The organism is Rhodanobacter sp. G2-10 (assembly GCF_055809185.1).
The window spans coordinates 2,943,749-2,967,550 of record NZ_CM147900.1 but is presented as its reverse complement, the minus strand read 5'-3'; the positions used below and the strand labels follow the sequence as shown (position 1 = coordinate 2,967,550).

At 66.3% G+C, this 23,802-nt stretch carries 17 protein-coding genes and 1 other RNA gene; 6 read left to right on the top strand and 12 right to left on the bottom strand.

Annotated features, from left to right (window positions below; genetic code table 11):
- Positions 1–27: 27 nt before the first annotated feature.
- Both AC0L58_RS13455 and AC0L58_RS13450 read left to right on the top strand, forming a co-directional pair.
- The gene (locus tag AC0L58_RS13455; RefSeq protein WP_473684216.1) at positions 28–2,700 is read left to right on the top strand and encodes a DEAD/DEAH box helicase; all 2,673 of its coding nucleotides are present in this window, start codon (positions 28–30) and stop codon (positions 2,698–2,700) included.
- 17 nt (positions 2,701–2,717) lie between these two features.
- Complete coding sequence (locus AC0L58_RS13450; RefSeq protein WP_473684214.1) at positions 2,718–3,266, top strand: DUF6933 domain-containing protein; 549 nt, start codon at positions 2,718–2,720, stop codon at positions 3,264–3,266.
- A gap of 59 nt (positions 3,267–3,325) precedes the next feature.
- Here AC0L58_RS13450 and metK read toward each other — a convergent pair whose 3' ends face one another.
- The 12 genes from metK to AC0L58_RS13390 form a co-directional block, all read right to left on the bottom strand.
- Positions 3,326–4,564 (bottom strand): methionine adenosyltransferase, encoded by a 1,239-nt coding sequence (metK, locus tag AC0L58_RS13445; protein ID WP_473684212.1) that lies wholly within the window; start codon positions 4,562–4,564, stop codon positions 3,326–3,328.
- Between the two features lie 142 nt (positions 4,565–4,706).
- Positions 4,707–6,065 carry a GGDEF domain-containing protein gene (locus tag AC0L58_RS13440; RefSeq protein ID WP_473684210.1) on the bottom strand — a complete coding sequence of 453 codons (1,359 nt, stop codon included), beginning with the start codon at positions 6,063–6,065 and terminating at the stop codon, positions 4,707–4,709.
- 94 nt (positions 6,066–6,159) lie between these two features.
- Positions 6,160–7,326, bottom strand: a complete 1,167-nt coding sequence (locus AC0L58_RS13435) for a transporter substrate-binding domain-containing protein (protein ID WP_473684208.1) — start codon at positions 7,324–7,326, stop codon at positions 6,160–6,162.
- Positions 7,327–7,459: 133 nt separating this feature from the next.
- The gene (gene dusB, locus AC0L58_RS13430; RefSeq protein ID WP_473684206.1) at positions 7,460–8,446 is read right to left on the bottom strand and encodes a tRNA dihydrouridine synthase DusB; all 987 of its coding nucleotides are present in this window, start codon (positions 8,444–8,446) and stop codon (positions 7,460–7,462) included.
- A 56-nt stretch (positions 8,447–8,502) separates the two neighbouring features.
- Positions 8,503–11,049, bottom strand: coding sequence for a TonB-dependent receptor (locus tag AC0L58_RS13425; RefSeq protein WP_473684204.1), 2,547 nt, complete (start codon positions 11,047–11,049; stop codon positions 8,503–8,505).
- A gap of 359 nt (positions 11,050–11,408) precedes the next feature.
- Entirely contained in the window at positions 11,409–12,497 is a 1,089-nt protein-coding gene (locus AC0L58_RS13420; protein ID WP_473684202.1) for a PepSY-associated TM helix domain-containing protein, read from the bottom strand.
- A gap of 19 nt (positions 12,498–12,516) precedes the next feature.
- Positions 12,517–14,640 carry a TonB-dependent receptor gene (locus AC0L58_RS13415; protein ID WP_473684200.1) on the bottom strand — a complete coding sequence of 708 codons (2,124 nt, stop codon included), beginning with the start codon at positions 14,638–14,640 and terminating at the stop codon, positions 12,517–12,519.
- A 76-nt stretch (positions 14,641–14,716) separates the two neighbouring features.
- Positions 14,717–15,997 (bottom strand): nucleoside permease, encoded by a 1,281-nt coding sequence (locus AC0L58_RS13410; RefSeq protein WP_473684198.1) that lies wholly within the window; start codon positions 15,995–15,997, stop codon positions 14,717–14,719.
- 265 nt (positions 15,998–16,262) lie between these two features.
- Positions 16,263–16,892: a uracil-DNA glycosylase family protein gene (locus AC0L58_RS13405; protein ID WP_473684196.1), complete on the bottom strand. Its 630-nt coding sequence runs from the start codon at positions 16,890–16,892 to the stop codon at positions 16,263–16,265.
- 23 nt (positions 16,893–16,915) lie between these two features.
- Positions 16,916–18,286, bottom strand: coding sequence for an FAD-binding oxidoreductase (locus AC0L58_RS13400; RefSeq protein ID WP_473684194.1), 1,371 nt, complete (start codon positions 18,284–18,286; stop codon positions 16,916–16,918).
- 44 nt (positions 18,287–18,330) lie between these two features.
- Positions 18,331–18,687, bottom strand: a complete 357-nt coding sequence (locus tag AC0L58_RS13395) for a YraN family protein (RefSeq protein WP_473684192.1) — start codon at positions 18,685–18,687, stop codon at positions 18,331–18,333.
- A complete protein-coding gene (locus AC0L58_RS13390; protein ID WP_473684190.1) occupies positions 18,687–20,606 on the bottom strand; it encodes a penicillin-binding protein activator in 1,920 nt (639 codons plus the stop codon). Before AC0L58_RS13390 ends, AC0L58_RS13395 begins: the two co-directional genes overlap by 1 nt.
- A gap of 75 nt (positions 20,607–20,681) precedes the next feature.
- On the opposite strand from AC0L58_RS13390, the gene rsmI reads away from it, so the two are divergent.
- The 4 genes from rsmI (at position 20,682) to rsmH (ending at position 23,799) form a co-directional block, all read left to right on the top strand.
- Positions 20,682–21,509 carry a 16S rRNA (cytidine(1402)-2'-O)-methyltransferase gene (gene rsmI, locus AC0L58_RS13385; protein ID WP_473684188.1) on the top strand — a complete coding sequence of 276 codons (828 nt, stop codon included), beginning with the start codon at positions 20,682–20,684 and terminating at the stop codon, positions 21,507–21,509.
- Positions 21,510–21,682: 173 nt separating this feature from the next.
- An RNA gene (gene rnpB / locus AC0L58_RS13380) (RNase P RNA component class A) lies at positions 21,683–22,045 on the top strand.
- A gap of 322 nt (positions 22,046–22,367) precedes the next feature.
- On the top strand, positions 22,368–22,814 hold the full coding sequence (mraZ, locus tag AC0L58_RS13375) for a division/cell wall cluster transcriptional repressor MraZ (RefSeq protein ID WP_473684186.1): 447 nt from the start codon (positions 22,368–22,370) through the stop codon (positions 22,812–22,814).
- A 25-nt stretch (positions 22,815–22,839) separates the two neighbouring features.
- Positions 22,840–23,799 carry a 16S rRNA (cytosine(1402)-N(4))-methyltransferase RsmH gene (gene rsmH, locus AC0L58_RS13370; protein ID WP_473684184.1) on the top strand — a complete coding sequence of 320 codons (960 nt, stop codon included), beginning with the start codon at positions 22,840–22,842 and terminating at the stop codon, positions 23,797–23,799.
- Positions 23,800–23,802 lie beyond the last annotated feature (3 nt).

Genomic DNA, 23,802 nt, shown 5'->3' with positions numbered 1-23,802 from the left:
GTCATCGACCTTCGAGGTGGTTCATTCATGACGCTGACGCTCAAGAAGTACCAAACCGACGCGTTGGCCGCGCTGGAAGCGTTCCTTGGCGGGGCGCGTGGACGACATGGCGCGGAGGATATGCAGTCCGCGTTCAACGAGGCACGCCGCGCGGCGCTGGGCGAGAGCGCACCGACCTTGCCGTATCACCCCTTCACCGCGGACTCGCCGGAGCTGCCGATCGCCTGCCTGCGTGTGCCCACCGGTGGCGGCAAAACGCTGATGGCGGCGCACGCGATCGAACGCGCGGCGCGGTTGTATGTGGGCACCACGGCGCCGCTGGCGCTGTGGCTGGTGCCCAGCAACGCGATCCGCACGCAAACGCTGGAGGCGCTGAAAACACCTGGCCATCCGTACCGCGAGGCCTTGCTTGGCTACTGGCCGGACGACCGGCTCAAGGTGATCGACATCGCCGACTGCGAGCAGTTGCGCGCGCAGGATTTCGGCAACCGGGCGATCGTGGTGGTCGGCACTTTGCAGACGCTGCGGGTGGAGAACACCACCGGTCGCGAGGTGTACGCGTACAAGGAGAATTTCGAGCCGCATTTTGCCAGCGCGCCGGATGCCGCGTTCTTCGAGCGGGTAAGCGACCGCGATCTGGAGGCGCAGCCGTATCTGGGGCGTGGTGACCTGGGCAAGATCAAGCGCAGCTTTGCCAACCTGCTGGCCTGGCATCGGCCCATCGTGATCATGGATGAGGCGCACAACGCGCAGTCGAGCCTGTCGCTGGAAGTGCTCCGACGCATCCGGCCGGCCTGCGTGATCGAGTGGACCGCCACGCCGGCGAAGGACCAGAACCTGCTGTACCACGTCTCCGCGCAGGAGTTGAAGGCGGCGCACATGATCAAGCTGCCGATCGTGCTGGCGCCGCATCCGAACTGGCGTGAATCGGTGCGCGACGCGGTGCTGACCCGCGACGTGCTGGCACGCGAGGCCACTGCCGAGCCGGACTATGTGCGGCCGATCGTGCTGTTCCAGGCCGACCAGCGCGGCAACGAGGCGACCGTCGACGTGCTCAAGGCGTTCCTGCTCGACACGCTGCACATCGAGGAGCGGCGTATCGCCGTCGCCACCGGCAACCAGCGCGAGCTCGATGGTGTGAACCTGTTCGACCGCGCCTGTCCGGTGGATTTCGTGATCACGGTGGAGGCGCTCAAGGAAGGCTGGGATTGCTCGTTTGCCTATGTGTTCTGCACGGTGCAGAACATCCGCTCGGCGAAAGACATGGAGCAGCTGCTGGGGCGCGTGCTGCGCATGCCATACGCACAGCGACGCACGTCCGAGAAGTTGAACCGCGCCTACGCCCACGTCTGTGGTGCCGGCACGGCGCAGGTGGCCAACCAGTTGGCGGATCGCCTGGTGACCATGGGCTTCGAGGAGATGGAGGTGGCGCAATTCGTGCAGCCGTCGCTGGATGCCGACCTGTTTGCCGAGCGGCCCGCCACGGCGGCGCCGGTGGAATCGGTGTTCGACCTGCCACTCGCGGTGGCGCATGCGGTGGCGGCGGCCTTGCCGGCACAGGTGAAGGTCGCCGAAGTGGATGGCGCAGGCCAACTCACCGTGAGCGGCCTGATCGACGCCGAGGTCATGGCCCAGGTGGTTGCCGCTGCACCGAAACGCGAACGCGAGCACCTGGGACGCGAGCTGGAACGTCATCAGATCCGCGCCTTGATGGCCACTGCGCCCAGTGAACGCGGCGAGGCCTTTGCCCCGCTGCCGCAGTTGGCGGTGCCGTTGCAGGGTAGGTTGGCCTTGTACGAGCCGGAGCTGCTGGCCGAGTTCGCCGACTTTTCGCTGGCCGGCCTGGGCGCCGAGCTGCCAGACTTTCAGCGGCGGGAAACGGTTCGCCCCTACCTGATCGATGTGGAGCGCGGCCACATGCAGGTGCGCGAGGACGAGGCGCAATACGACCTTGCGCTCGACAGCGGGACCGAGGGCATTCGCCGCGAGGATGTGTTGCGTGTGCTGGATCGCCGCCTGCGTCGCGATGCGATCCTGCAGCCGGACATGGTCGCGTGGCTGGGACGGATGTTGGACGGGCTGGCGGCGCGCGGCTTCGAGCTGACCTATCTGGCCCGCCACCTCAATGACCTGGCCGACGCCGCGGCTGCGCAACTGGCCAAGTTGCTCAAGGGCGAGAAACGCGCGGCTTTCCAGCAGTCCCTTTTGGCGGGGACGGCGCAGGTGCGACTCGACCAGCACATCCAGTTCCACTTCGATCCGCAGATATACCCGGCGCGCTGGCTCTATCCGGCTACTGCGCGTTACCGCTTCCGCAAACACTACTATCCGCTGCCCGGCGAGTTGAAAGAGGACATCGACGCGGAAGAGACCGTCTGCGCCATCGAACTCGACCGGCTCGATGTGGTGAAACACTGGGTGCGCAACCTGGAACGCCAGCCCGACGCCTCGTTCTGGCTGCCGACCTCCAGCGACCGCTTCTACCCTGACTTCGTCGCCGAACTCGTCGATGGCCGCCTGTTCGCGCTGGAGTACAAAGGCGGGGATCGTTACAGCAATGACGACTCGAAAGAGAAGCGCGATATCGGTGCCGTGTGGGCAGCCGCCAGCAAGGGGCGCTGCGTGTTCCTGATGGCGACGGATGCCGCGACGGCCGGAGTATCGGTGGGGGCGCAATTGCGCCGGGCCATCGGTGGATAAAGACGGGCCTGATCGCGATGACCGCCTTCCGTTGCACCGCCAAGCTGCTCAAGGCGATGAGGGCCTCGCCGGTGGCCGATCCGGCGCCGGCCAGCAGTCGCCTTGGCGAATGGACGGCCAACCTGATTCGTGTCTCGGGCATCCAGCTGGTGTTGGCGGTAAGCGAGTCGACCCGCTTCGGCGTGGTGATCGATGCGGCGCCCTATAAGTTGATTCCCGAGCGCTTCGGCCAGGCCTTGTTCAAGGCGCTGCTGCATCTGGAGATCCCGGCTGATATGGCTGCGGCGGAAGCCGAGTCGATGGGCGACATGCAGCTGGCGTCGAGCAACTCGCGTTCGGTGCTGGCCACCTTGAACCAGTTCGCCTTCCAAATCGAGAGTGATCTGTCGCATGGCCAGGCCGGTTCGGCGCGCGAATTGACCGAGCGATTGAGCGAGGTCGTAGTGATCAAGCCGAAGCACATCGGCTTTCCCGCCGACCGCGTGCGCGAGGCTTTCGGCCTGCCACCGATCAATCATCGTCACCGATTGGCCGCGCATTTGCCGCCGGGAATGTTGCTGCATTGAGCGAACAAGAAAAGGCCGCCCGGGGGCGGCCTTTTCTGCACGTGCAAGGCAAATACCGCCTACTTCAGCTTCGCGTCCTTGCGCAGGGCTTCGGCACGGTCGGTCTTTTCCCACGAGAATGCGGTGAACGGGCCGCTGCGTTTCTTCACTTTCTGGCCGTTCTCGATCGTGTCCCACTCGAAGTAGCTGTTCGGTTGCGCGGCGCGGCCGAAGTGACCGTAGCTGGCCGTCTGCTGGTACATCGGGTGGATCAGGTCGAGCATCTGCAGGATACCGTACGGGCTCAGGTCGAAGTGTCTGCGGATCAGCTTCTCGATTTCATCGTCGCTGATCTTGCCGGTGCCGAAGGTGGTCACCGAGATCGAGGTGGGTTTGGCCACGCCGATCGCGTAGCTCACCTGCACCTCGCAACGGGCGGCAATGCCGGCGGCCACGATGTTCTTGGCAACATAACGAGCGGCATAGGCGGCCGAACGATCGACCTTGGACGGGTCCTTGCCGGAGAATGCGCCGCCACCATGGCGAGCCCAACCGCCGTACGTATCCACGATGATCTTGCGGCCGGTCAGGCCGCAGTCGCCCACCGGCCCGCCGATCTCGAACTTGCCGGTCGGGTTGATGTGGAACTTGGTACCCTTGTGCAGCCACCTGGCCGGCAGCACCGGCTTGAGGATGTGCTCGCGCACGGCCTCGACCAGGTCTTTCTGCTTCACGCCCGGATCGTGCTGGGTCGACAGCACCACGGCGTCGATGCCCACGGCCTTGCCGTTGTCGTAGCGCAAGGTGACCTGGCTCTTGGCATCCGGGCGCAGCCACGGCATTGGCGAATTCTTCTGCTTGCGGATTTTGGCCTGCTGCTCGACCAGGCGATGCGAGAAGTGAATCGCGGCAGGCATGAACGACTTGGTCTCGCTGGTGGCGTAGCCGAACATCAAGCCCTGGTCGCCCGCGCCCTGTTCTTCGGGCTTCTTGCGATCCACGCCGCGGTTGATGTCGGGCGACTGCTTGCCGATCAGGTTCAACACGCCGCAGGTGGCGCCGTCGAAACCGACTTCGCTGGAGTCATAGCCAATGTCCAGGATCACCTTGCGCGTGATCGCTTCCAGGTCGATCCAGGCGCTGGTGGTGATCTCGCCCGCCACGATCGCCACGCCGGTCTTGACCATCGTCTCGCAGGCCACGCGTGCCAACGGGTCCTGCACGATGATCGCGTCGAGCACGGCATCGGAAATCTGGTCGGCGACCTTGTCCGGATGGCCTTCGGAGACCGATTCGGAGGTGAACAGGTAGTTGGACATCGCTGTTTATATCCCTTTGTGCGGATAGAAAGATAAATGCAGTCGGGCATGATACACCGGCAAGTCCGGTTTTGCAGCCGATGAAGTGCCAGGCACGCAGGTTTCGTTCAGACGTCTGGATGGCCGTGCCGGATCCACGGCACTACACCAGCTCGCAGCGGTTGCGTCCGTTGCGCTTGGCGCGATACAGGGCGCGATCGGCGCGATCAAATGCCTGTTCGGGCGTGTCGCCGACGCGCAACGCGGTGACGCCGCATGAGAGGGTGATACGGATGGGCTGCTGCTGGCCGCGGAAACCGACGCCTTCGATGCAGCTGCGCAGATCCTCCGCCACGTTCCGGCCCGCCTCGATCGAAGCGCCCGCCAACACCGCCACGAATTCCTCGCCGCCATAGCGGGCCAGCAGGTCGTCGGCGCGCAACCGGGCCTTCAGCTGGTCGGCCACGATGCGCAGCGCGCGGTCGCCGGCGGCATGCCCGAAGCGGTCGTTGATCTGCTTGAAGTGGTCGATGTCGAGTACCAGCAGGCAAGCATGCGTGTCTCCCTGTGCGGCCTGTTCGCAGGTCAATGCGAGGTGCTGCTGGAATACCGCCCGATTGGCCAGGCCCGTCAGCGGATCGGTCGAGGCGAGCTTGTGCTCCTGGCGCAGGCTGGCTTCCATCGATTGCGCCGAGCGTTCCAGTTCGTGAATGCGCCGGTTCATCTGTTCGGAACGGGCCTGCCAGTCGCGTTCACGTGCCTCTTCACGCTCCCGGAATGTCTTGAGGTGGTTGGTGATCGCCCCCAGTCGTGACTGCAACTCCAGCTGCAGGGAACTGGTGTCGGGCGACTGCTGCAAGTGGCTGCCCAGCGCATCGATCTCACTGGTCAGGTGGCGATCGAGTTCCTGACGCGCGCCACTGCCGTCGAGGCGGTCGACGTTCTCGCGGTCGAGGTACTGTGCCAGCTCGTCCAGCTGTTTCGTGACGTGGGCCAGCAGACGCTCGGCGGCGGCGCGTTGTTCTCCGAGTTGTCGGTGATGGCGGTTGACCAGGCGCGCAAGCGTCCGGGCCTGGCTGGCGAGTTCGGTGTCGTCGACCGCAGCGAGCACCGCCTGACGTACGTTGCCAAGGGAGTCGGCGGAAGCATCGTCCAGCGACAAACGATCGATCAGTTGCAGCAGCACGACAGCGGTGGAAGCGGTCACCGCGGGGGCGGTGACGATCGCAGTGGTGGGCACGGCCTGCGGCGCGCCCGGCACCGCGTCGAGAGATCGCACGGCATCGGTCAGGTCGGTCAGCAACGATTCGAGCGCGCTCTCGCCGAGCGGTTCGCGCAGCCGTCGGCGCAGGTCGCCCAGGGTCTCGTCAAGTTCCGCGGTGCGTCCATCGGCGGCATAGGTGAGACGGGTGGCGAGGCGGCGCAGCAGAATGTCGACGAGCTCCCAACGCTGCTGGGCGCGTTCGAGTCGCTCGCTCGCATCCGGCGGCGCGGTTACGGACTGTCCTGCATTCATCGACATGCCATCCACTTCCCCAGTCCCGAATACTACGACCCGGAGTTCCGAAACGCACGCCAGTGCCCACCTGCGGTGGCTGCGGGAACTCAGTGCATCATCAGGGCTGCGTGTCGCCGAAGGCCTTTTCCAGACGCGCGGGCCAGTCGGGGGCGTTGATCCGCTGCAGCAGCGAGGTGTCGATGGGTTCGCGCAGGCGGCTGCCGGTGGGCAGGGCGAAGGCGTAATCCTGGCGCTCCAGCACCAGCGGCAACACCTTCAGCTTGCCGCGAAAGCGCTGGTGGATGTCCCAGCGCAGCAGCGGCGCATCGTAGACCACCGCATCCACGCGGCCGGCAGCAAGATCGCCCAGGGCGGCGTCGACGTCGTCGGCCTTGCTGAAGCCGAAGCCTTGCCGTTCCAGCCAGCTCGCGCTGGTGCTGGACGGCACGCTTGCCACCTGCATGCCACCCAGGTCGGAGCCGCTGCGGACGCGGTCGCTGAGCTGGCCCACCGTGAGCGCGCTGGTGATCGAGGCGGTGAAGAACGACACGATGATCAGCGCCGCCAGCATCCAGACCAGTCCGATGACACGCCCGCCCACCGTGCGTGGTGCGGTGTCGCCGTAGCCGACGGTGGTCATGGTCACCATCGCCCACCAGAAGCCCGAGAAGATGCCCTGCCGGCGCGTGCCGCCGAATTGCTCCGGGTTGCGCTTGTGCTCCAGCAGCCAGACCAGGAAGCCGACCACGAACAGCAGCAGCGCCAGCGTGGCGATGACCTTGAGAAAGGCCGGTGACACCAGCGCCCGCACCACCGCCAGCCAGCCCGCGGTTTGTCCCCCACGCACAGCCACACCCAGCCCCGAGCTGGTGATCGGATGCGCGAAATCCATGCGCTTCTCGCGTGCGGCGGTGGCCGTGATCGCGCCGATGCCGACATCCACCTTGCTGTCGCTGACCGCGTCCAGCAGCCCTTCCAGATCGTAAGGCCTGTACTCGTACTTCCAGCCATGATCGGCGGCAATTTCCTGCCACAGGTCGATCGCCAGACCGCTGTACTTGCCGTGATCCTCGATCACGAACGGCGGTGCCACCTTGATGCCGACGATCAACGGCTGGTTGGCGCTGTGCAGCTTGTCTGCGGGCGTCACGCTCGCGGCCGTGCCTGCGGCGATCGGGAAAACCTTGATCACCGCGGAGGAGCCTGTCGGTGCTGCCGCCGACGCCATGCCGCAAATCAGCGAGAGAATCAGCAACAGGCACAGCGGGCGCAGGTAGGGCTTCATCGGGGCTCCCAGGTGAACGAGGGGGTTCTTTTCAGCCTAACAGCATGTCGGATGGGGGAAAATCGACTGCCGCTGCCGCCAATGCAATGCCGGACAGGCGCGCGACGGCGATGCGGGTGTTTGCCGCGGTGGGTTACGCCGCGATGCGCGCGTCGCTGGACAAGGCGAGGAAATAGTCGCGGGTCAGTCGCAGCTGCTCGTTGGCGGTTTCGGCGCGATTGACCACGTGGCGGAACGCGGCATTTTCCGGGCGGTCTTTCGCATACCAGCCCAGATGCTTGCGTGCAATGCGCACACCGGCCTGCTCGCCGTAGAACGCGTACAGCTGTTCGAGGTGGCCGAGCAGGATGGCCGCCACTTCATCGGGTTCCGGTTCGGCCAGCAGCTCGCCGGTGGCGAGATAGTGCGCGATTTCGCGAAAGATCCACGGCCGACCTTGCGCGCCGCGGCCGATCATCAGTGCATCGGCCCCGGTGACGTCGAGCACGTGGCGGGCCTGCTGCGGTGTGTTGACGTCGCCATTGGCGAGTACCGGAATGCTCACCGCAGCCTTGACCGCGGCGATGGTGTCGTATTCGGCCTCGCCCTGATACTTGTCGGCGCGGGTGCGGCCGTGCACGGCAAGTGCCGCGATACCATTGTCCTCGGCGATGCGCGCGATGTTGAGTGCGTTGCGGTTCTGTCGGTCCCAGCCGGTACGGATTTTCAGCGTGACCGGTGCGTCGACCGCATCGACCACGGCCTTGACGATGCGCGCCACCAAAGGCTCATCCTGCAACAGCGCCGAGCCCGACCATACGTTGCACACCTTCTTGGCCGGGCAACCCATGTTGATGTCGATGATCTGCGCGCCATTGGCGACGTTGAAACGCGCCGCCTCGGCCAGCATCGCCGGGTCGTAACCGGCGATCTGCACGCTGACCGGTTCGGGCTCGCCATCGTGGTCCATCCGCTGCAGGGATTTGCGCGTGTGCCACAGGCGGGGATCGGCGTTGGTCATTTCCGACACGGCCAAGCCCGCGCCCAGCTGCTTGCACAGCAGCCGGAACGGCTTGTCGGTGACGCCCGCCATGGGGGCGAGCACCACCGGCGGGTCGATCAGGTAGGGGCCAATCTGCATCGGCGCATTGTAGGTGAAACCGGGAAGCCGTCGGGTGACGGCTTCCCGGGGAGCGCTTACAGCGTTCCGCGCAGGGTCAGGCCATACGTGCGTGGCGCGCCCAGGAACGCGTTGTAGGAACCGGGCTGGATGGGTGCGTCGAAACCGACCTGCTTGTAGGTCCGGTTGGTGAGGTTGCTGCCCCACAGTTCGACCTGCCAGCGCTTGCTGACCGCCCCGACGATCAGCCGGGCGTTGAGCAGGGTATAGGCCGGCTGCATCTTGGCCGGGTTGAGGTCCGAGCCGGTGTTGTACTCGGTCATGTACTTGGCGCCCGCGTTGAAGCGGCCCATCAGGTAGCTGTTGAAATTCCACTGGTAGGTGACGCCGCCGGTCAGCGCCCATCGCGGCGCGAAGCCGGCGGTGCCGCCCGGTACCAGGGCCAGTGCGGGATCAGGCAAGGGATCGTTGCCGTACTTCGCGTCGGTATAGGTGGCACCGGCCTGCAGCGACAGTCCGGTGATGCGCGTCTGCCACAGCAGGTCGGTGTCCAGGCCCTTGGTGGTCAATTCGGGCACCGAGCGCACCACGTAGCTGGTGCCCAGGAAGCTGTTGAGCTGGAAGTCGGTGTACTTCGAATGGAACAGCGCCGCGTTCAGCAACAGGTTGCCGCCCTGCCAGCTGGTCTTGGCACCCAGCTCGTAGCTGTTGACGAATTCGCCGGGGAACGAGGTGTCGGTGACCGGAACGATGCCTTGCGGGCCGTCGCTCAATCCATTGCCGGACTGCACCCGATCGAGGTTGAAGCCACCGGCCTTGTACCCGCGTGCCGCCGAGGCATAGGTCATCACGCTGTCGTTCCAGCGGTAGGCGGCCTTGGTCGTGCCCGACCATTCGTTGGCGGTGAAATTCTGCGCCGTGGTGCGGCCGTTGAACATCGGGTTGGCCCACGGCAGGCACATGTAGCCGATCACCGTGGGCACGATGGCGCTGAGGTATGGCGCCGGCACGCCGCGTCCGGCCAGTGCCGCGCCGACCTGGCCCGGATTGGCCAGCGCGGCGCCGCATGCCAGTCCGCCGTTCGGATTGCTGTAGAACGAGTCGACCGACTTGTTTTCGTGCGTGTAGCGCAAGCCGAGGGTGAGGGCCAGCTGGTCGGTCGCATGGAAGGTGATGTTGCTGAATGCGGCGGTGCTCTTCGCATCCTGCTTCCAGCGGTCGTGCGAGGCGGCGCCGGCGAACGCGGTGCCGTACGGCATGCCGGCGGCCTGCGACAGGAATGTTGCCGCACCGGCGGTATTGATGAGGCCCGGCGGGAAGGATTCGGCGATGTTGTTCAGCACGGCGATGGACAGGTATGGCTCGTAGGCCGCGCCCAGCGAAACGGCATCATGCCGTTGCAGCTTTTCGTTGTCGTGATAGAGGCCGACCATCCAGTCGACGCGGTCGGTGGTGCCGGCCAGGCGCAGCTCCTGGCTGAAGGTGTTGAAGCGCACCGAGTTGTCGTTCGCCCCGTACGGCCGGTACCAGATGTCGGCGCCACTGAAGTCGAGGTCGGCGCCGCCGACCGCATCCCAGCGACGCAGTGCCGTGATCGAGGTGAGTGTGGCATGGCCCAGCCACGGAGTGGTCCAGTTCACTTCGCCTGACACGCCCTTGTCGATGATGCGCTGGGTGGTGTCGCGATTGCTGTAGGCCAGGCGCTTGTCGATGTCCACTGCCGGAATCACGCCGTTGCCGCCCGCCAGCGCGTCGACGATGGCGCCGGTGGGTCCGCGCACGATGGTGACGCCGACGCAGCAGTCCTCGTTGCGCTGGGTGTAGTCGCCGATGAAGTTGATGTCGACGCTGTTCGTGGGCGTGAGCAACAGCTGCGCGCGCACCGAGTGGAAGTTCTGGTCGCCATCGCGGGTCAGCGTGCGCGGCCCGGTACCGGTATTGACCTTGTTGAAGCCATCGCGCTCGCGGTCCACCGCGTAGATGCGGAAGGCCGCCATGTCGCTCAGCTTGTTGTTGTACGACGCGGAGATGCCACGGGCGTTGTAGTTGCCGACGGTGAGCTCCAAGTCGCCTTCCTGCTTGAACACCGGCCGCTTGGTGATGATGTTGATCAAGCCGGCCGAGGTGTTCTTGCCGAACACGGTGCCTTGCGGACCCTTCAGCACCTCGACTTGCTCCAGCTCGCCCAGGTCGCCGAAGGCCACGCCGTTGCGCGCGCGCGGTACGCCGTCGATCACGATGCCGACCGAGGATTCCAGGCCGGGGTTGTCGCCCACGGTGCCGACGCCGCGGATGCGCGCGGTGGTCTGGGTCTCGGAGGTGGTGCTGGTAACAAACAGCGTGGGGACCAGGGTCTGCAGGTCCTTGATGTCGTGCACGCCGGTGTCCTGCAGCAGCTGCTCGGGCAGCGTCGCCATGGTGATCGGGACGTCCTGCAGAAGCTCCACGCGCTTTTGCGCGCGTACGGTGATCTGACTCAGCGTGGTGACCTTGTCCTCCGTACTCGGTCCTTCGCTGGCAGGTGTGGTCGTGTCCTGCGCGAACGCGGCAGGCAGGGTCGTGACGGCAAGTGCGGCAAGAATCGAGAACGCCAGGCGCTGGCGGCGATGGTGACGAATCTTCATGCTGGTTTCCCCGTGATGGAGCTGGTGGCGCGATCACGGCATCGCCCATGGCGTATCCCCGTGTCCGCAAAATGCTTGAGCCTCGGCCAGCCGCTGGCCTCAGGCTCGTGTCGAGACCCGGTGCGCTGGTCTGGTTCCTCCCTCCAAAACGCAAGAACTTGCGATACTGGCATCGTAGCTACTGCAAAATTTGAAAGCAACTTGATGAAAAGTGGGGGTTTTTGAGGGGCCGAGCATAGGCGGGGTGCGGCCCGACGAGCTGGCCCGCGGAGGCCTGGCTCGAAGTGAACTCGCCATCGGTGGCGCAGGCGGCCTCGGCATGGCGCGTGCCCTGCGCCAGCAACCGGTTGCCGTCGCCCTTACGTGCGCTTTCGCGGCTGCCGCGCGCGCCAGAAGAGAAAGCCGGTCACCAGGAAGAACGGCGGCAACAGGCCGGCCAGAAGCACCAGCCAGGCGCCGATCAAGCCACCCACGCTCCCCGCGTGCAGCGGATAGATCGTGTTGCTGGTGCGGGCGCCGAGGCCGTCGATGGAGGCGTCGCGTGTGGCCAGCACCTGCATGCGGCGGGGGTCGATCCAGATCTGGCTGCGTCCCACCGGGTGCCACTCGCCCGGTGAACGGGCGCGAATCACCACGCGCCCGTCGTTCGCCTTCGGCATGGCGATACGGCGCAGTTGTGCATCGGGCAGCGCGTGCTGCGCCATGTCGAGCACGGCCCGCCAGTCGATCGGCCCTGGTTGCGGCGCGACAGGCGCCGGGACGACGGCGGGCGCGTCGTTGGCCAGGGTCTGGAGTACGCGGCGCGTCGCGGCGCTGTAGATCATCAAGGTGCCGGTGAGCGTCACCAGCAACAGCAGCGGCAGACTGAGTGCGCCAAGGCTGCGGTGCCAGCTGAGCCATCGCCGCGCGGGCGGTTGCGCATGCAGGCGCAGGCTGGCGCCCAGCTTGTGCCGACCCGGCCACCAGAGCCAGATGCCGGAAACGAGCAGGCCCAGCGTGATCCAGCCGAATATGCCGAGCAGGGTTTCGCCCGTTTCGCCGGCCAGCAGGTGCGTGTGCCAGTCGCGCAGCGTCAACAGCAGATCGCTGCCGGGTGCGCGGGTCAGCAGCAGGTGGCCATCGCCGGGGTCCAGGTAGCGTCGGCTGCCATCGGCGAAGTACAACTGCCAGACCGGCAGATCCGCCGTGGGCAGGTCGGCGCTGCGCAAACCGCTGGCCGACCATTCACGCGACAGCTTTGCGAGCACGGCGGCGCGGGTGCCCGCGTCGGCCTGTGCATGGCCGGACAGTTGCGGATGCAGCCAGCGCAGCAGCGGCGTCTGGAACACCAGCACACTGCCGCTGAGCGCAATCAGCGCGTAGACCAGGCCCACGCTGAGCCCGGCCCACAGATGCAGTCGCCTGATCCAGTGGCGCGTGCCGCCGGCAGTCGTCCGCGTGGCTGTCATGGGGCCGGCTGCCGCCATCTCAGAAAACCTGTTGCCAGGTAAGCGACAGGACCCGTCCCCGCCCGGCGTACCAGGAGTCGTCGTTGCCGACAGTCTGGGACACGTAGTTGATGTACTGCTTGTTGGCCAGGTTCTGCACGCCCAGGGTCCAGTTGCCGGCGCGCGCGCTTTGCCATTTCAGGTAGGCGTCGGCGGTGCTGTAACCGTCAAATTGCGCGGTGGTCTGGCCCAGCGTGCTGAAGCTGCGACTGTAGAGGTGGCTGAACTGCAGGTAGCTCGACCAGGCGTCGTTCCAGCGCTGTGTCCATGACAGGTTGAGCCGGTTGGGTGCGATATTGGCGCCATCGAGATCCGAGTCGATGCGACCGTCACCGTTGCGGTCCGAGCGCCCGCGATTGACGGCGAACGAGGCATCCAGGCGCGTGTCGACCCGGGGCTGCCAATGGCCGCGTGCCTCCCAGCCGCTGATCGCGACGCGCTGGCGCATCACGTTGTAGACCTGGTTGGGGGCGTCGAACACCAGCACCGAACCCAGCCGCGAGCGCGAGGTGTAATAGCTCACGCGCGCGCCAGCCTGCTCGCCGGCGTATTCGAAACCGGCTTCGCGATTGTCCGACACCACCGGCTTGAGATCGAGGAAGGTGGCGACGCTTTGACCGGGCTGGTTGATCCCGCGCAGCACGCGTCCCACATCGGGCAAGGTGTAGCCCTCGGCGTAGCTGGCGAACAGATTGAACCGGTCGCCCAGGTACCACACCAGGCCGGCGTTGGGCAGGGTCTTGCTGAAACTGGTGGTGCCGCCCTGCACGGTGACGCCGTGGTATGACGCCAGCGTCTGGAAGGTGGGTACGTCCAGCGAGCCGCGTTCGCGGCGCAATCCGCCGGACAGCGAGAGCGTGTGCGCTGGCCAGTATTCCGCCTGCAGGAATGGGGCCCAGCCGGTGTAGGTGCTGTCCGGCACCCAGTGGCGACCGGTGTGGGTCAGTTCCTGGAAGGTGGTGTCGCGGTAGGCGTCGGCCCCCGCCAGCAGGGTGAGCTTTTCGTCCAGCAGACCGCGCCGTGCCCACGACAGGCGTGCGCCGTCCTTGGTCGACACGTTCTGCGACTGGTCGAACAGCAGGCCCGGGCCGTAGGCGGGATCCTGGAACGTGCCGAACGTGCCGCCGCCGAACAGCTCGCGATTCTTCTGGTGGTAGAGCTGCGCGCGCAGCTCGCCGCCGGCCAGCATCGTGTCGCGGTAGTCGACGCTGCTGGTCAGCACGCGATTGGCCGGCGCGTCGCCCGGCTGCTTGCCGCGGACCGACGTGGTCGGCAAGTCGATGTCGCGGTCGCCGGACACGGCGGTGTAATCGCCATGCCCCTGCAGGTCAAAGCGATTGACGGTTACCTGCAGACGCCGCGCGCCGCTGAAGTCGAAGCCGAGCTTGGCGAAGCCGTCCCAGCTTTGGGAATCCATCAGGTCGCCCTGGGTGCCGTTGACGCCGATCAGACGGCCCTTGGCGTCGGAGTACATGCCACGCTCGCGCCACGACACGCCCGCCACGATGTCGAACGCACCGCTGCGTGCACCGAGCAGATAGGCGCCACCGCCGCCGAACCCGTCCGCGCCGCGGGTCGGTGCACTGGCATTGAGCGTGACTTCCTGGCGCACGCCGTCCTGTTGCGGGGCGCGCTTGGTGATGATGTTGATGATGCCGCCGGCTGCGCCCAGGCCTTGCATCGAATTGGAGCCTTCGACGATCTCGATCCGCTCGATCATGGCCGGATCTATCGTGTAGGCATCGCGTGAGCCGTTGCGCAACGGGCTCGACTGCGGCACGCCGTCGATCATGTACAGCGGGTTGCGTCCGCGCAGCGTCTGGCCGCGTGAACTGAGCTTCTGCGTCGAGGGCGCGAACGATGGCAGCAGGTTGCCGATGGCGTCGGAGAGGTCCGGCGTGATCGCCAGCTGTTGGCGCAAATCCTCCGCGGTGATCACCGTGATGGTGGTCGGCAGCGCGCCCTGGCTCTGCGGCATGCGCAGGGTGCTTTCGGAAACCTCGACCCGCTCGAGGGTGACGGCCGAGATCTGGTCGGCGGCCTGGGCGGTCCCGGCAAGGACAAGGGCGAGCAACGGGACGAGTGGGCGAACGGCAAGGGACATGAGGCCTCCGGGATGGGGAGGCGCATGTTAAATGAAAATGATTCGCAATAACAATACGTGACCGCCGGCGGACGGATCAGTGTGTGGGCACGACCCGTTGCGCGGCGGCACGGTCGTGCCGATGCTTGAACAGCGGCACGAACGCGATCGCCATCACCAGCGCGTAACCGGCAAAGGCCAGCCAGATGCCCTGCCAATCCTTGCAGATGGCAACGGCTTCGTTGCAGGTGTGGGCAGTAAAGAAGTGGTCGATCACGAAACCGGCGATCAGGCTGCCCAGCACGGCACCCACGCCGTTGGTCATCAGCATGAACAGCCCTTGCGCGCTGGCGCGGATGCGCGGGTCGGCCTGGCTTTCCACGTACAGCGAGCCGGAGATGTTGAAGAAGTCGAATGCCATGCCGTAGATGATGCACGACAGCACGATCATCCACAGGCCGCCGGCCGGGTTGCCGAAGCCGAACAGGCCGAAGCGCAGCACCCAGGCCAGCATGCTCATCGTCATCACCGCCTTGATGCCGAAGCGCTTGAGGAAGAACGGGATGGTCAGGATGAAGACGGTTTCGGAGACTTGCGAGATGGAGATGATGATCGCCGGATAGCGTACGGCGAGCAGGTCCTTGTACGCGTCGATGTGGGCGAAGTCGTGCAGAAAGGTGTCGCCGTAGGCATTGGTCAGTTGCAGTGCCGCGCCCAGCAGCATGGCGAAGATGAAGAACACCGCCATGTTGCGGTCCTTGAACAGCACGAACGAGGTCAGCCCCAGCCGATCGGCCAGGCTGCGGCTGTGCGCGGCGTCGAGTCTCGGCGGGCATTTGGGCAGGGTGAACGCATACAGGCCCAGCACCAGCGAGGCGGCCGCGGCCACGCGGAACTGCATCGGCGAGGTCTCGAAATGCAGCAGGCTGACGGTCCAGGTGGCGGCGATGAAGCCGATCGTGCCCCAGACCCGGATCGGCGGGTAGTGCGTGACCACGTCGAGCCCGTCGCGCTTGAGCGCGTTGTAGGCCACCGCAATGGAGAGCGAGATGGTCGGCATGTAGAAGACCATGTTGAGCAACATGACCCAGAACATCGTGTGTGGATCGTCCACCAGCGGCACGCTGAACAGCACGATCGCGCCGGCGATCTGGAACACGCCGTACAGCCGTTCGGCATTGATCCACTTGTCGGCGATGATGCCGGCCAGCGAGGGCATGAACAGCGAGGCGATGCCCATGGTCGAGAAGATCGCGCCGAAGCTGGTGCCCGACCAATGCTGGTGCTGGAACCAGTACGCGCCGATGGTCAGCAGCCACGCCCCCCAGATGTAGAACTGCAGGAAGTTCATCACGATCAGGCGCAGCTTCAGATTCACGGGCAGGTATCCGGCAGGTTTTCCCCAAACTGCACGGACGATGTCCCGCAGCTACTGACCCCGTCGCCTGATCAGATCACGGCCTGCCTTGCTGTCGATGAGTCGGCGGGCAGAGCCCGCCCTACGTTGTCGCCTTGTAGGGCGGGCTCTGCCCGCCAACCCCTGTCGCAGCCTGCAGTCGCGATGTGATCAAGGGACGGAGCCGTTGATCGGGGCAGGTTAGAGGAAGCTGCATGGAACCGGCAAGGCGCGCTGCAGCGGTAGCTCAATCGGCAGCGCGCAAGGCGGCGGTGACACGTTCGCGCAGCACCGGCAGCAGCTCGGCTTCGAACCACAGGTTATGCATGACCCAGGGCCGGTTGCGCGGACTCGGATGTGGCAGCGGCAGCACGCCGTGTTCGAGATGCCGGCGCCAGTCGCGCACGGTATCGGTCAGCTTGGTGCCCCGCGGAACGCGGAGCAGACCGCGCTGCGCGTACTGGCCGATGGCCAGGGTCAGTTGCACCTGGTCCAGCAGCGGCAGCAGGCGCGGGTGCCAGGTGGGTGCGCATTCGGGCCGGGGCGGCAGGTCGCCGCCCTTGCCGCTGCCGGGGAAGCAGAAGCCCATCGGTACGATGGCGACGCGGCTGGCGTCGTAGAAGACGGGTTTGTCGATGCCCAGCCATTCGCGCAAACGGTCGCCGCTGACATCGTCGAACGGAATGCCGCTCTCGTGCACCTTGCGCCCCGGCGCCTGGCTGACGATCAACAGTCGCGACGTGGCCGACGCCTGCAGTACCGGACGCGGCCCCAGCGGCAAGTGCGCCTCGCAAATCCGGCACGCGCGGATCTGCGTGAGCAACTGGTTCACCTCACGTGCCCGATGGGTCGCACTCTTGTCCTTCCGATTCCCCATTTCCGACTCCCGATTCCCGGCCATCACGGCAGCAACTTGCCGGGGTTGAGAATGCCGTCGGGGTCGAGCGCGGCCTTGATATTGCGCATCAGCTTCAGCGTCGTGTCCTCCAGCGCCAGCGGCATGAACTCGCGCTTGACCAGGCCGATGCCGTGTTCGCCCGACAACGTGCCTTCCAGCGAGATCACCAACTCGAACAGTCCGGCGAGACACGCGGGCGCACGCCCGCGTTCGGCCTCATCACGCGGCAGCAGATTCACGTGCAGGTTGCCGTTGCCGGCGTGGCCGAAGCTGACGATCGGCAGCGCGTGTTTCGCCGCCAGTTGCTGGACGCCATCGACCAGCGCGGGAAGCCGGCTGACCGGCACTACCACGTCCTCGTTGATCTTGTGCACGGAGATGGCGCGTTGCGCCGGCGACAGGGCTTTGCGCGCCGCCCACAGCGTGTGGCGCTCTTCGGCGCTGGCAGCCACGCGCAGCTCCTGCAGTCCCTGGCCGCGGGCGGCGGCTGACACCGCCTCGACCGATGCCACCAGCGATTCGGGTTCGCCATCCACCTCGATCATCAGCAGCGCGCCAGCCAACGGCACGCTGTCGCCGCCATGGGTGTGCGCCAGCTGCAGCGCCACGGTGTCCATGAATTCGAGCGCACAGGGCGTGACCGGCTGCGCCATGATCCGCGCGACCGCGCGCGCCGCTGCGCCGACGTCACGATAGGTCGCGCGCAACGTGCGCAGCGCCGAGGGTTTCGGCGTCAGCTTCAGCGTGGCCTCGGTAATCAGCGCCAGCGTGCCTTCGGAGCCGATCAGCAGCCGGGTCAGGTCATAGCCGGTGGCGCCCTTGCTGGTGTACGTGCCGCAGCGGAAGCCATCGCCAGTGCCGGCCACGGCGCGCAGACCCAGGGTGTTCTCGCGTGGGCTGCCGTACTTCACCGTGCGCGGCCCGGCCGAGTTGCAGGCCAGGTTGCCGCCGATGCTGCACCACGCGGCCGAGGATGGATCGGGTGGCCAGAAGAAGCCGTGGGCGGCCAGCGCCTGCTGCAGATCGCCGTTGAGCACGCCCGGCTCGACCACGGCGAGGCGGTTGTCCGGGTCGATCCGCACGATCCGGCTCATCCGCTCGAAGCTGACCACCACGCCGCCGTGTACCGGCACCGTCGCACCCGTGGTGTTGGTGCCGCGCCCGCGTGCCACGACGGGCACGGCGTGTTCGCGACAGGCCTGCACCAAGGCCACGACCTGGGCATGCGCGGTGGGGAATGCCACGACATCGGGCAGGGCGCTGCGCCGCGAGTTGTCGTAGGAATACGCGATACGTTCGGCCTCGCCGATGGCTAGCGAGTCATCGGGAAAGGATTTGCGCAGGCGGGTGAGCAGGTCGGTGGGCACGGGCATCGTTCAAGCGTAATCCACTATGGACGCCAGGACGCTGCGCCAGATCAGCCGGCCTCGAATGCGCCACGCAACCACTGGCGCTGGATGGCGTCGGCCGGGCCGTCGTAGCTGACCACGTCGAAGCGGCAGGCCTGGCGTGCGTGGCGCGGGTGCGCAGCCAGCCAGTGCTGCGCGGCCAGAATCAGTTTGGCCTGTTTGGCCGGCGTGACCGAGGCTGCAGCGTCGCCATGGCTTGCGCTCTTGCGGTAGCGCACTTCGACGAAGACCACGGTGTCGGCGTCGCGCATCACCAGGTCCAGTTCGCCGTGACGCGTCGTGTAGTTGCGCGCCAGCAGTTTCAGCCCGGCGCGCTCGAGTTCCTCGCAGGCGCGCTGCTCATAGCCATCGCCTGCTGCGCGCATCAGTGGGAAAGGACGGGTTGGTCGCCGCTTGCGGTGGAGCTGGCCGGCGCCGGTTCGGTCTGCTCTGGCGGGGTGGTCGATGGCACCGCCTCGATCTGCAGGCTGCCACTCAACGGTTGCGCCAGGCCGTTCTGGAATTTCGCCCAGGTCAACACCCGGCGGATACGACCGAACTGATCGGCGCCGAGCTGACCGGTTGCACCCGGCATGTAGCTGCCCGGATGCTCGCGCAGCCAGTCCAGATACGGCACCAGGTTCCACGCATCCATGCCGAAGGCGAACAGGCGAGCGGCGCCGCCCTGGGCGGCCGGCAGCTGCGCCGCGATGGCGGAGCGATCGGGCAGGCCGGGCTGGGCGTCGAACAACCACGGTGCATCACAGAACTCCAGGCCGTCCAGATCGCGATTGGCCATCGCATCGTCGCTGCCGGCATAGACGTGCGAGGTGGCGAATGTCGGCAGGCTGATCTGCGCAATGCGCAGCTGCGGCATCAGCAGCCGCGCCTGCTTCGGGCGCATGCTGATGAAGATGCCGGTGTTGCCGGTGGCATTCACGCCATCCTCGGTGGCGCTCGCGTAGGCGGTCACGCTGGCGGCTGCGGCGGGCGCGTCCGACATGTGCATGCTGCGAATGTTGTCGGCGTAGCTGGTTGTGTCGGTGGGCAGCACGGTCGTGTCGATGACCTCGCCGCCGCGTGAATCGAATTCGGCCTTGAACGCATCCGCGGCACGCTGGGCGAAGTCATCGCCTGATATCACCACATAGGCGCGAAGGATTCCGCGTTCGGCCATGTGGTCGGCCACCTGGGCGCCCTCGGTTTCGGGCAGCAGGCCGAACTCGCTGGCGTTGCCGGCGGGCAGTTGCCGCCCGTCCGGATGGTTCAGCGCCAGCACCGGCACCGGCAGTTGCGCCTGACCGAATACGGCCGCTACCTCGCTGCGGGTTAACGGCCCCACCACCAGCTTGGCGCCGTCGCGCACTGCCTGCTGGTAAGCCTGCACGGCGCCGTCGGCGGTGCCCCGGCTGTCATAGACGCGAACCGAGGGTCGCGGTGCGTGATTGCTGCCGGCGTCGAAATAGGCTGTGAAAAAGCCCTGTCTTATGGGCGCGCTCGCGGCGGCATAATTGCCGTCGGAAGGCAGCAGCAGCGCCACCTTGGCCGGCACCTGGTAGCCCTCGCGCACGTTTGCACCGGAGCCGGGCAGGAGCATGCCTACGGCTTGCTGCAGCTCCGGTTGCGGCTGCGCCACGCTGACGCCGAGCTGCCGCAACGCTTCGTTGACCCACGGCAACATGTGGTCACCGGGCTTCATCGCGGCGGCGCGCTGCTTGAGCGGCGCAACTCCCAGCTCACTCAGCAGCTCGAGTGCCTGCCGACGGTTCTGGGCCTGGTCGAATCCTTGAAGCTCGTCATTCATCTGCACGCGAGTGCGCGCGGCGCCCCAGATGTCGCCGACGGCCTTCATCGCACGTGCACGAAGCTCCAGCAGGCGGGGGCGCAGCGATGGCGGCACCTGGACGTTCGGCTGGCCGGTCAGCCGCAGCGCGCCGTGCGGGTTGTTCTGGTTGAGCGCGAGTTCCGCGCGCAACAAGTCCAATCGCAGCGGTTCGTCACCGCTCAGGCGCTCGCGCTTGATCTTGTCCAGCACCGGCGCGGCTCGTGCAATCTGGCCTTCCTGGCGCCACGCCTCGGCAGCCTGCAGCCGGTAGCTGTCCGCGTGGCCCGGGGATTGCCCGGCCAGGTCCAGGTAGGCTTGCGCTGCCTGATCAAACTGGCCTTGCCGCGCCAGTGCCGCGGCACTTTGCGCGGCGGCGATCTCTGCCGGTGAACGCACCGCGCTGGTCGGCACGCAGGCATTGAGCAAGAGTGAAAACAGCAGTCCGATCGCGATGATTCGCGGCAGGCGCATGAAGCGCATGGGAAATCCCTTGTTCGTCATGTTCATCAATGCGCGATGATAGCCGATCGAACCACGGGCCCATGGAGTCACCCGATGTCATCAGTTCAGCCAGGTTGCCTGTGGGTGGTAGCCACGCCGATCGGCCATCGCGACGATTTGTCGGCGCGGGCCATCGAGAGCCTGCGCGCGGTGGCCGTGATCGCGGCCGAGGACACCCGCCATAGCCGCCCGCTGCTGGCTCATCACCAGATCGGCACGCCACTGCTTGCGCTGCACGAACACAACGAGCGCGACGCGGTGGACGCGCTCGTGCGCCGTCTGCAGTCGGGCGACGACGTGGCGCTGATTTCCGATGCCGGCACGCCGCTGATCAGCGATCCCGGCTTCCGCCTGGTGCGCGCCGCCCGCGCGGCGGGCGTCCGCTGCATCCCGGTGCCGGGCGCCTGCGCCGCGATCGCGGCCTTGTCGGTTGCCGGTCTGCCCAGCGACCGCTTCGTGTTCGAGGGCTTCCTGCCGGCGAAGGCAGCCGCCCGCCGCAGCCGTCTGCAGGAACTGGTCGACGAGTCGCGCACCCTCATCTTCTACGAGTCATCACATCGCGTCGCCGAAAGCCTGGCCGACATGCGCGACGTGTTCGGCGCGGAGCGCGAAGCCGTGCTGGCGCGCGAACTGACCAAGATGTTCGAGACCGTGCTCGGCGAGCCACTGGCGGCGCTGGCCGCACGCGTAGTCGCCGACCCCGATCAGCAACGCGGCGAGCACGTGATCCTGGTGGCCGGGTGCAGCGAGGAAGCCGACGCCAAGCTGGCCGAAGGGCGCCGCGTCTTCGCGATCCTGCGCGACGAACTGCCGCCGGCGAAGGCTGCGAAGCTGGCTGCAGCGATCAGCGGCGCGCCACGGAAGCTCCTCTATGAAGGGTAGGAGCGCACCCTGTGCGCGATGCTTTTGGCGACGTGACGGAAGAGCTCGCGCACAGGGTGCGCTCCTACAGTCCGGCGGGCAGCACGGAATCGTTCGGGTCCGGATCGCTGCTTCCGAATCCGAATCCCGGATCTCCATTCCCCATCCCCACCCCCACCCAGTACACTGGCGATGGAGTCGGCCGGACAGTCGCGTCGCACGCAAGTGCATCGAGGAAAGTCCGGGCTCCACAGGGCAGAGTGCCAGGTAACTCCTGGGCGGCGTGAGCCGACGGCCAGTGCAACAGAGAGCAGACCGCCGATGGCCCGCAAGGGCACAGGCAAGGGTGAAAGGGTGCGGTAAGAGCGCACCGCGTACGGGGCCAACGCCGTACGGCACGGTAAACCCCACTCGGAGCAAGACCAAATAGGGGAACGATAACGCGGCCCGCGTTGTTCCCGGGTAGGTTGCTGGAGCCAGGCGGCGACGCCTGGCCGAGAGGAATGACTGTCGCGTCGCAAGACGTACAGAACCCGGCTTACAGGCCGACTCCACCTCTTTGCCGATCCCTCCGCCATCTCGATCGCTACGGTCGGGGTGGTGGAGGGCTTGTGTGAACGGCAATTCATGCCGGCAACTCGAAACAGCCTCGATATTCACTGATACGGCGGGGTTTCGAGCCGATACCGTTCACGGCGCGGTTCAAAAAAACCGTTGGTTTCAAGCACCTTGCTGCCATTCCTGAGAATATGCTGCACGTTCAGTCAGGATTCTGCCTTTACTCATTGATTCACAAGCAATTTCCCTTGACAGTCTCAGGGTCCGAGATTATCGTGGGTTCCAGTGTGAAATCGTGGGTTTTCGTGGAGTCAGCTGATCGTGTTCCAGGGCGAGACCGCCATTACCGTGGACGACAAGGGCCGACTGGCCATCCCGACTGCATATCGGGAGCTGGTCGCGGGCGAGTGTGCCAATCGTCTGGTGGTCACCTATAACCCGTTCGAGCCGGGCTGCCTGTGGTTGTTCCCCTACGCGGTATGGGAGCAGGCGCGCGACCAGGTCAACGCGCTGTCCAAGGTGAAAACCGCCCATCGCGACCTGCAGATGAAGCTGGTCGGCGCGGCGGCGGTGGTCGAACCGGACAGTGCGGCGCGAATCCTGTTGCCGGCGAGCCAGCGCGCGACCACCGGCATCGAGAAAAAGGCGGTGCTGCTCGGCATGGGCGACAAGTTCGAGCTGTGGAGCGAGCAGGCACACATGGCCAAGATCCGCCAGAGCATCGGCGAGAACGAGATCACCAGCGAAATGGCAGAGCTGCGCCTGTAATCACGGGTGCGGATGTAGCGGAATCATGCGGGACGGGACGGGAGTGCGCTCGGTGCAATTGCAGCATATCCCGGTGATGCTGGGCGAGGCGGTGGAGGGTTTGTCCGTGCGGGCAGACGGGCGCTATCTGGATGGCACTTTCGGGCGCGGTGGGCATGCGCGCGAGGTGTTGTCGCGTCTGGGTCCGGCCGGCCGGCTGTTGCTGATGGATCGCGACCCCACGGCCGTCGCTGCGGCGCGCGCCGAGTTTGCCGGCGATGCGCGTGTGGCGATTCGCCATGCCAATTTTTCCAGTCTTGCCGAATGGGACGAGACCGCGGCCGGGCTCGATGGCGTGCTGCTCGACCTGGGCGTTTCCTCGCCGCAGCTGGATGAAGCCGCGCGCGGCTTCAGCTTCATGGCGGATGCGCCGCTGGACATGCGCATGGATCCGACCCAAGGCCAGAGCGCGGCGGATTTCGTGGCGCAGGCCAGTGAGCGCGAAATCGCCGATGTGCTGTGGAACTATGGCGAAGAGCGCCACAGTCGGCGCATCGCCCGCGCCATCGTGGCCGACCGCGACAGCACGCCTTTCACGCGCACCGGTCAACTGGCGGCACTGATCGAGCGCGTGGTCGGACGGCGCGAGCCGGGCAAGCACCCGGCCACGCGCAGTTTCCAGGCGCTGCGCATTTGCGTGAACGGCGAACTGGACGCGTTGCAGCAGGGGTTGAACGCCGCGCTGGAACGCCTCAAGCCCGGCGGCCGGTTGTCCGTGATCAGTTTCCACTCGCTGGAGGATCGCGCGGTGAAACTGTTCATTCGCGACCACTCCGGTCGCGTGCAGAACAGCCGGCGCGGTCCACCGGTGCCGGTCGCCCCGGCCCTGCTCGCTGCGGTCGGCAAGGCACGGTTTCCGTCCGAGGCGGAGTTGGTGGCGAACCCGCGCTCGCGTTCCGCCGTGCTGCGCGTCGCCGAAAAGCTGCCACGGGAGCTCGCCGCATGAAGG

Bases quoted from the DNA above. Each gene is read 5' to 3' on its own strand.
- AC0L58_RS13455 (WP_473684216.1), top strand. From the start codon at position 28: ATGACGCTGACGCTCAAGAAGTACCAAACCGACGCGTTGGCCGCGCTG.
- AC0L58_RS13450 (WP_473684214.1), top strand. From the start codon at position 2,718: ATGACCGCCTTCCGTTGCACCGCCAAGCTGCTCAAGGCGATGAGGGCC.
- metK (WP_473684212.1), bottom strand. From the start codon at position 4,564: ATGTCCAACTACCTGTTCACCTCCGAATCGGTCTCCGAAGGCCATCCG.
- AC0L58_RS13440 (WP_473684210.1), bottom strand. From the start codon at position 6,065: ATGTCGATGAATGCAGGACAGTCCGTAACCGCGCCGCCGGATGCGAGC.
- AC0L58_RS13435 (WP_473684208.1), bottom strand. From the start codon at position 7,326: ATGAAGCCCTACCTGCGCCCGCTGTGCCTGTTGCTGATTCTCTCGCTG.
- dusB (WP_473684206.1), bottom strand. From the start codon at position 8,446: ATGCAGATTGGCCCCTACCTGATCGACCCGCCGGTGGTGCTCGCCCCC.
- AC0L58_RS13425 (WP_473684204.1), bottom strand. From the start codon at position 11,049: ATGAAGATTCGTCACCATCGCCGCCAGCGCCTGGCGTTCTCGATTCTT.
- AC0L58_RS13420 (WP_473684202.1), bottom strand. From the start codon at position 12,497: ATGACAGCCACGCGGACGACTGCCGGCGGCACGCGCCACTGGATCAGG.
- AC0L58_RS13415 (WP_473684200.1), bottom strand. From the start codon at position 14,640: ATGTCCCTTGCCGTTCGCCCACTCGTCCCGTTGCTCGCCCTTGTCCTT.
- AC0L58_RS13405 (WP_473684196.1), bottom strand. From the start codon at position 16,892: ATGGGGAATCGGAAGGACAAGAGTGCGACCCATCGGGCACGTGAGGTG.
- AC0L58_RS13400 (WP_473684194.1), bottom strand. From the start codon at position 18,286: ATGCCCGTGCCCACCGACCTGCTCACCCGCCTGCGCAAATCCTTTCCC.
- AC0L58_RS13395 (WP_473684192.1), bottom strand. From the start codon at position 18,687: ATGCGCGCAGCAGGCGATGGCTATGAGCAGCGCGCCTGCGAGGAACTC.
- AC0L58_RS13390 (WP_473684190.1), bottom strand. From the start codon at position 20,606: ATGCGCTTCATGCGCCTGCCGCGAATCATCGCGATCGGACTGCTGTTT.
- rsmI (WP_473684188.1), top strand. From the start codon at position 20,682: ATGTCATCAGTTCAGCCAGGTTGCCTGTGGGTGGTAGCCACGCCGATC.
- rsmH (WP_473684184.1), top strand. From the start codon at position 22,840: ATGCGGGACGGGACGGGAGTGCGCTCGGTGCAATTGCAGCATATCCCG.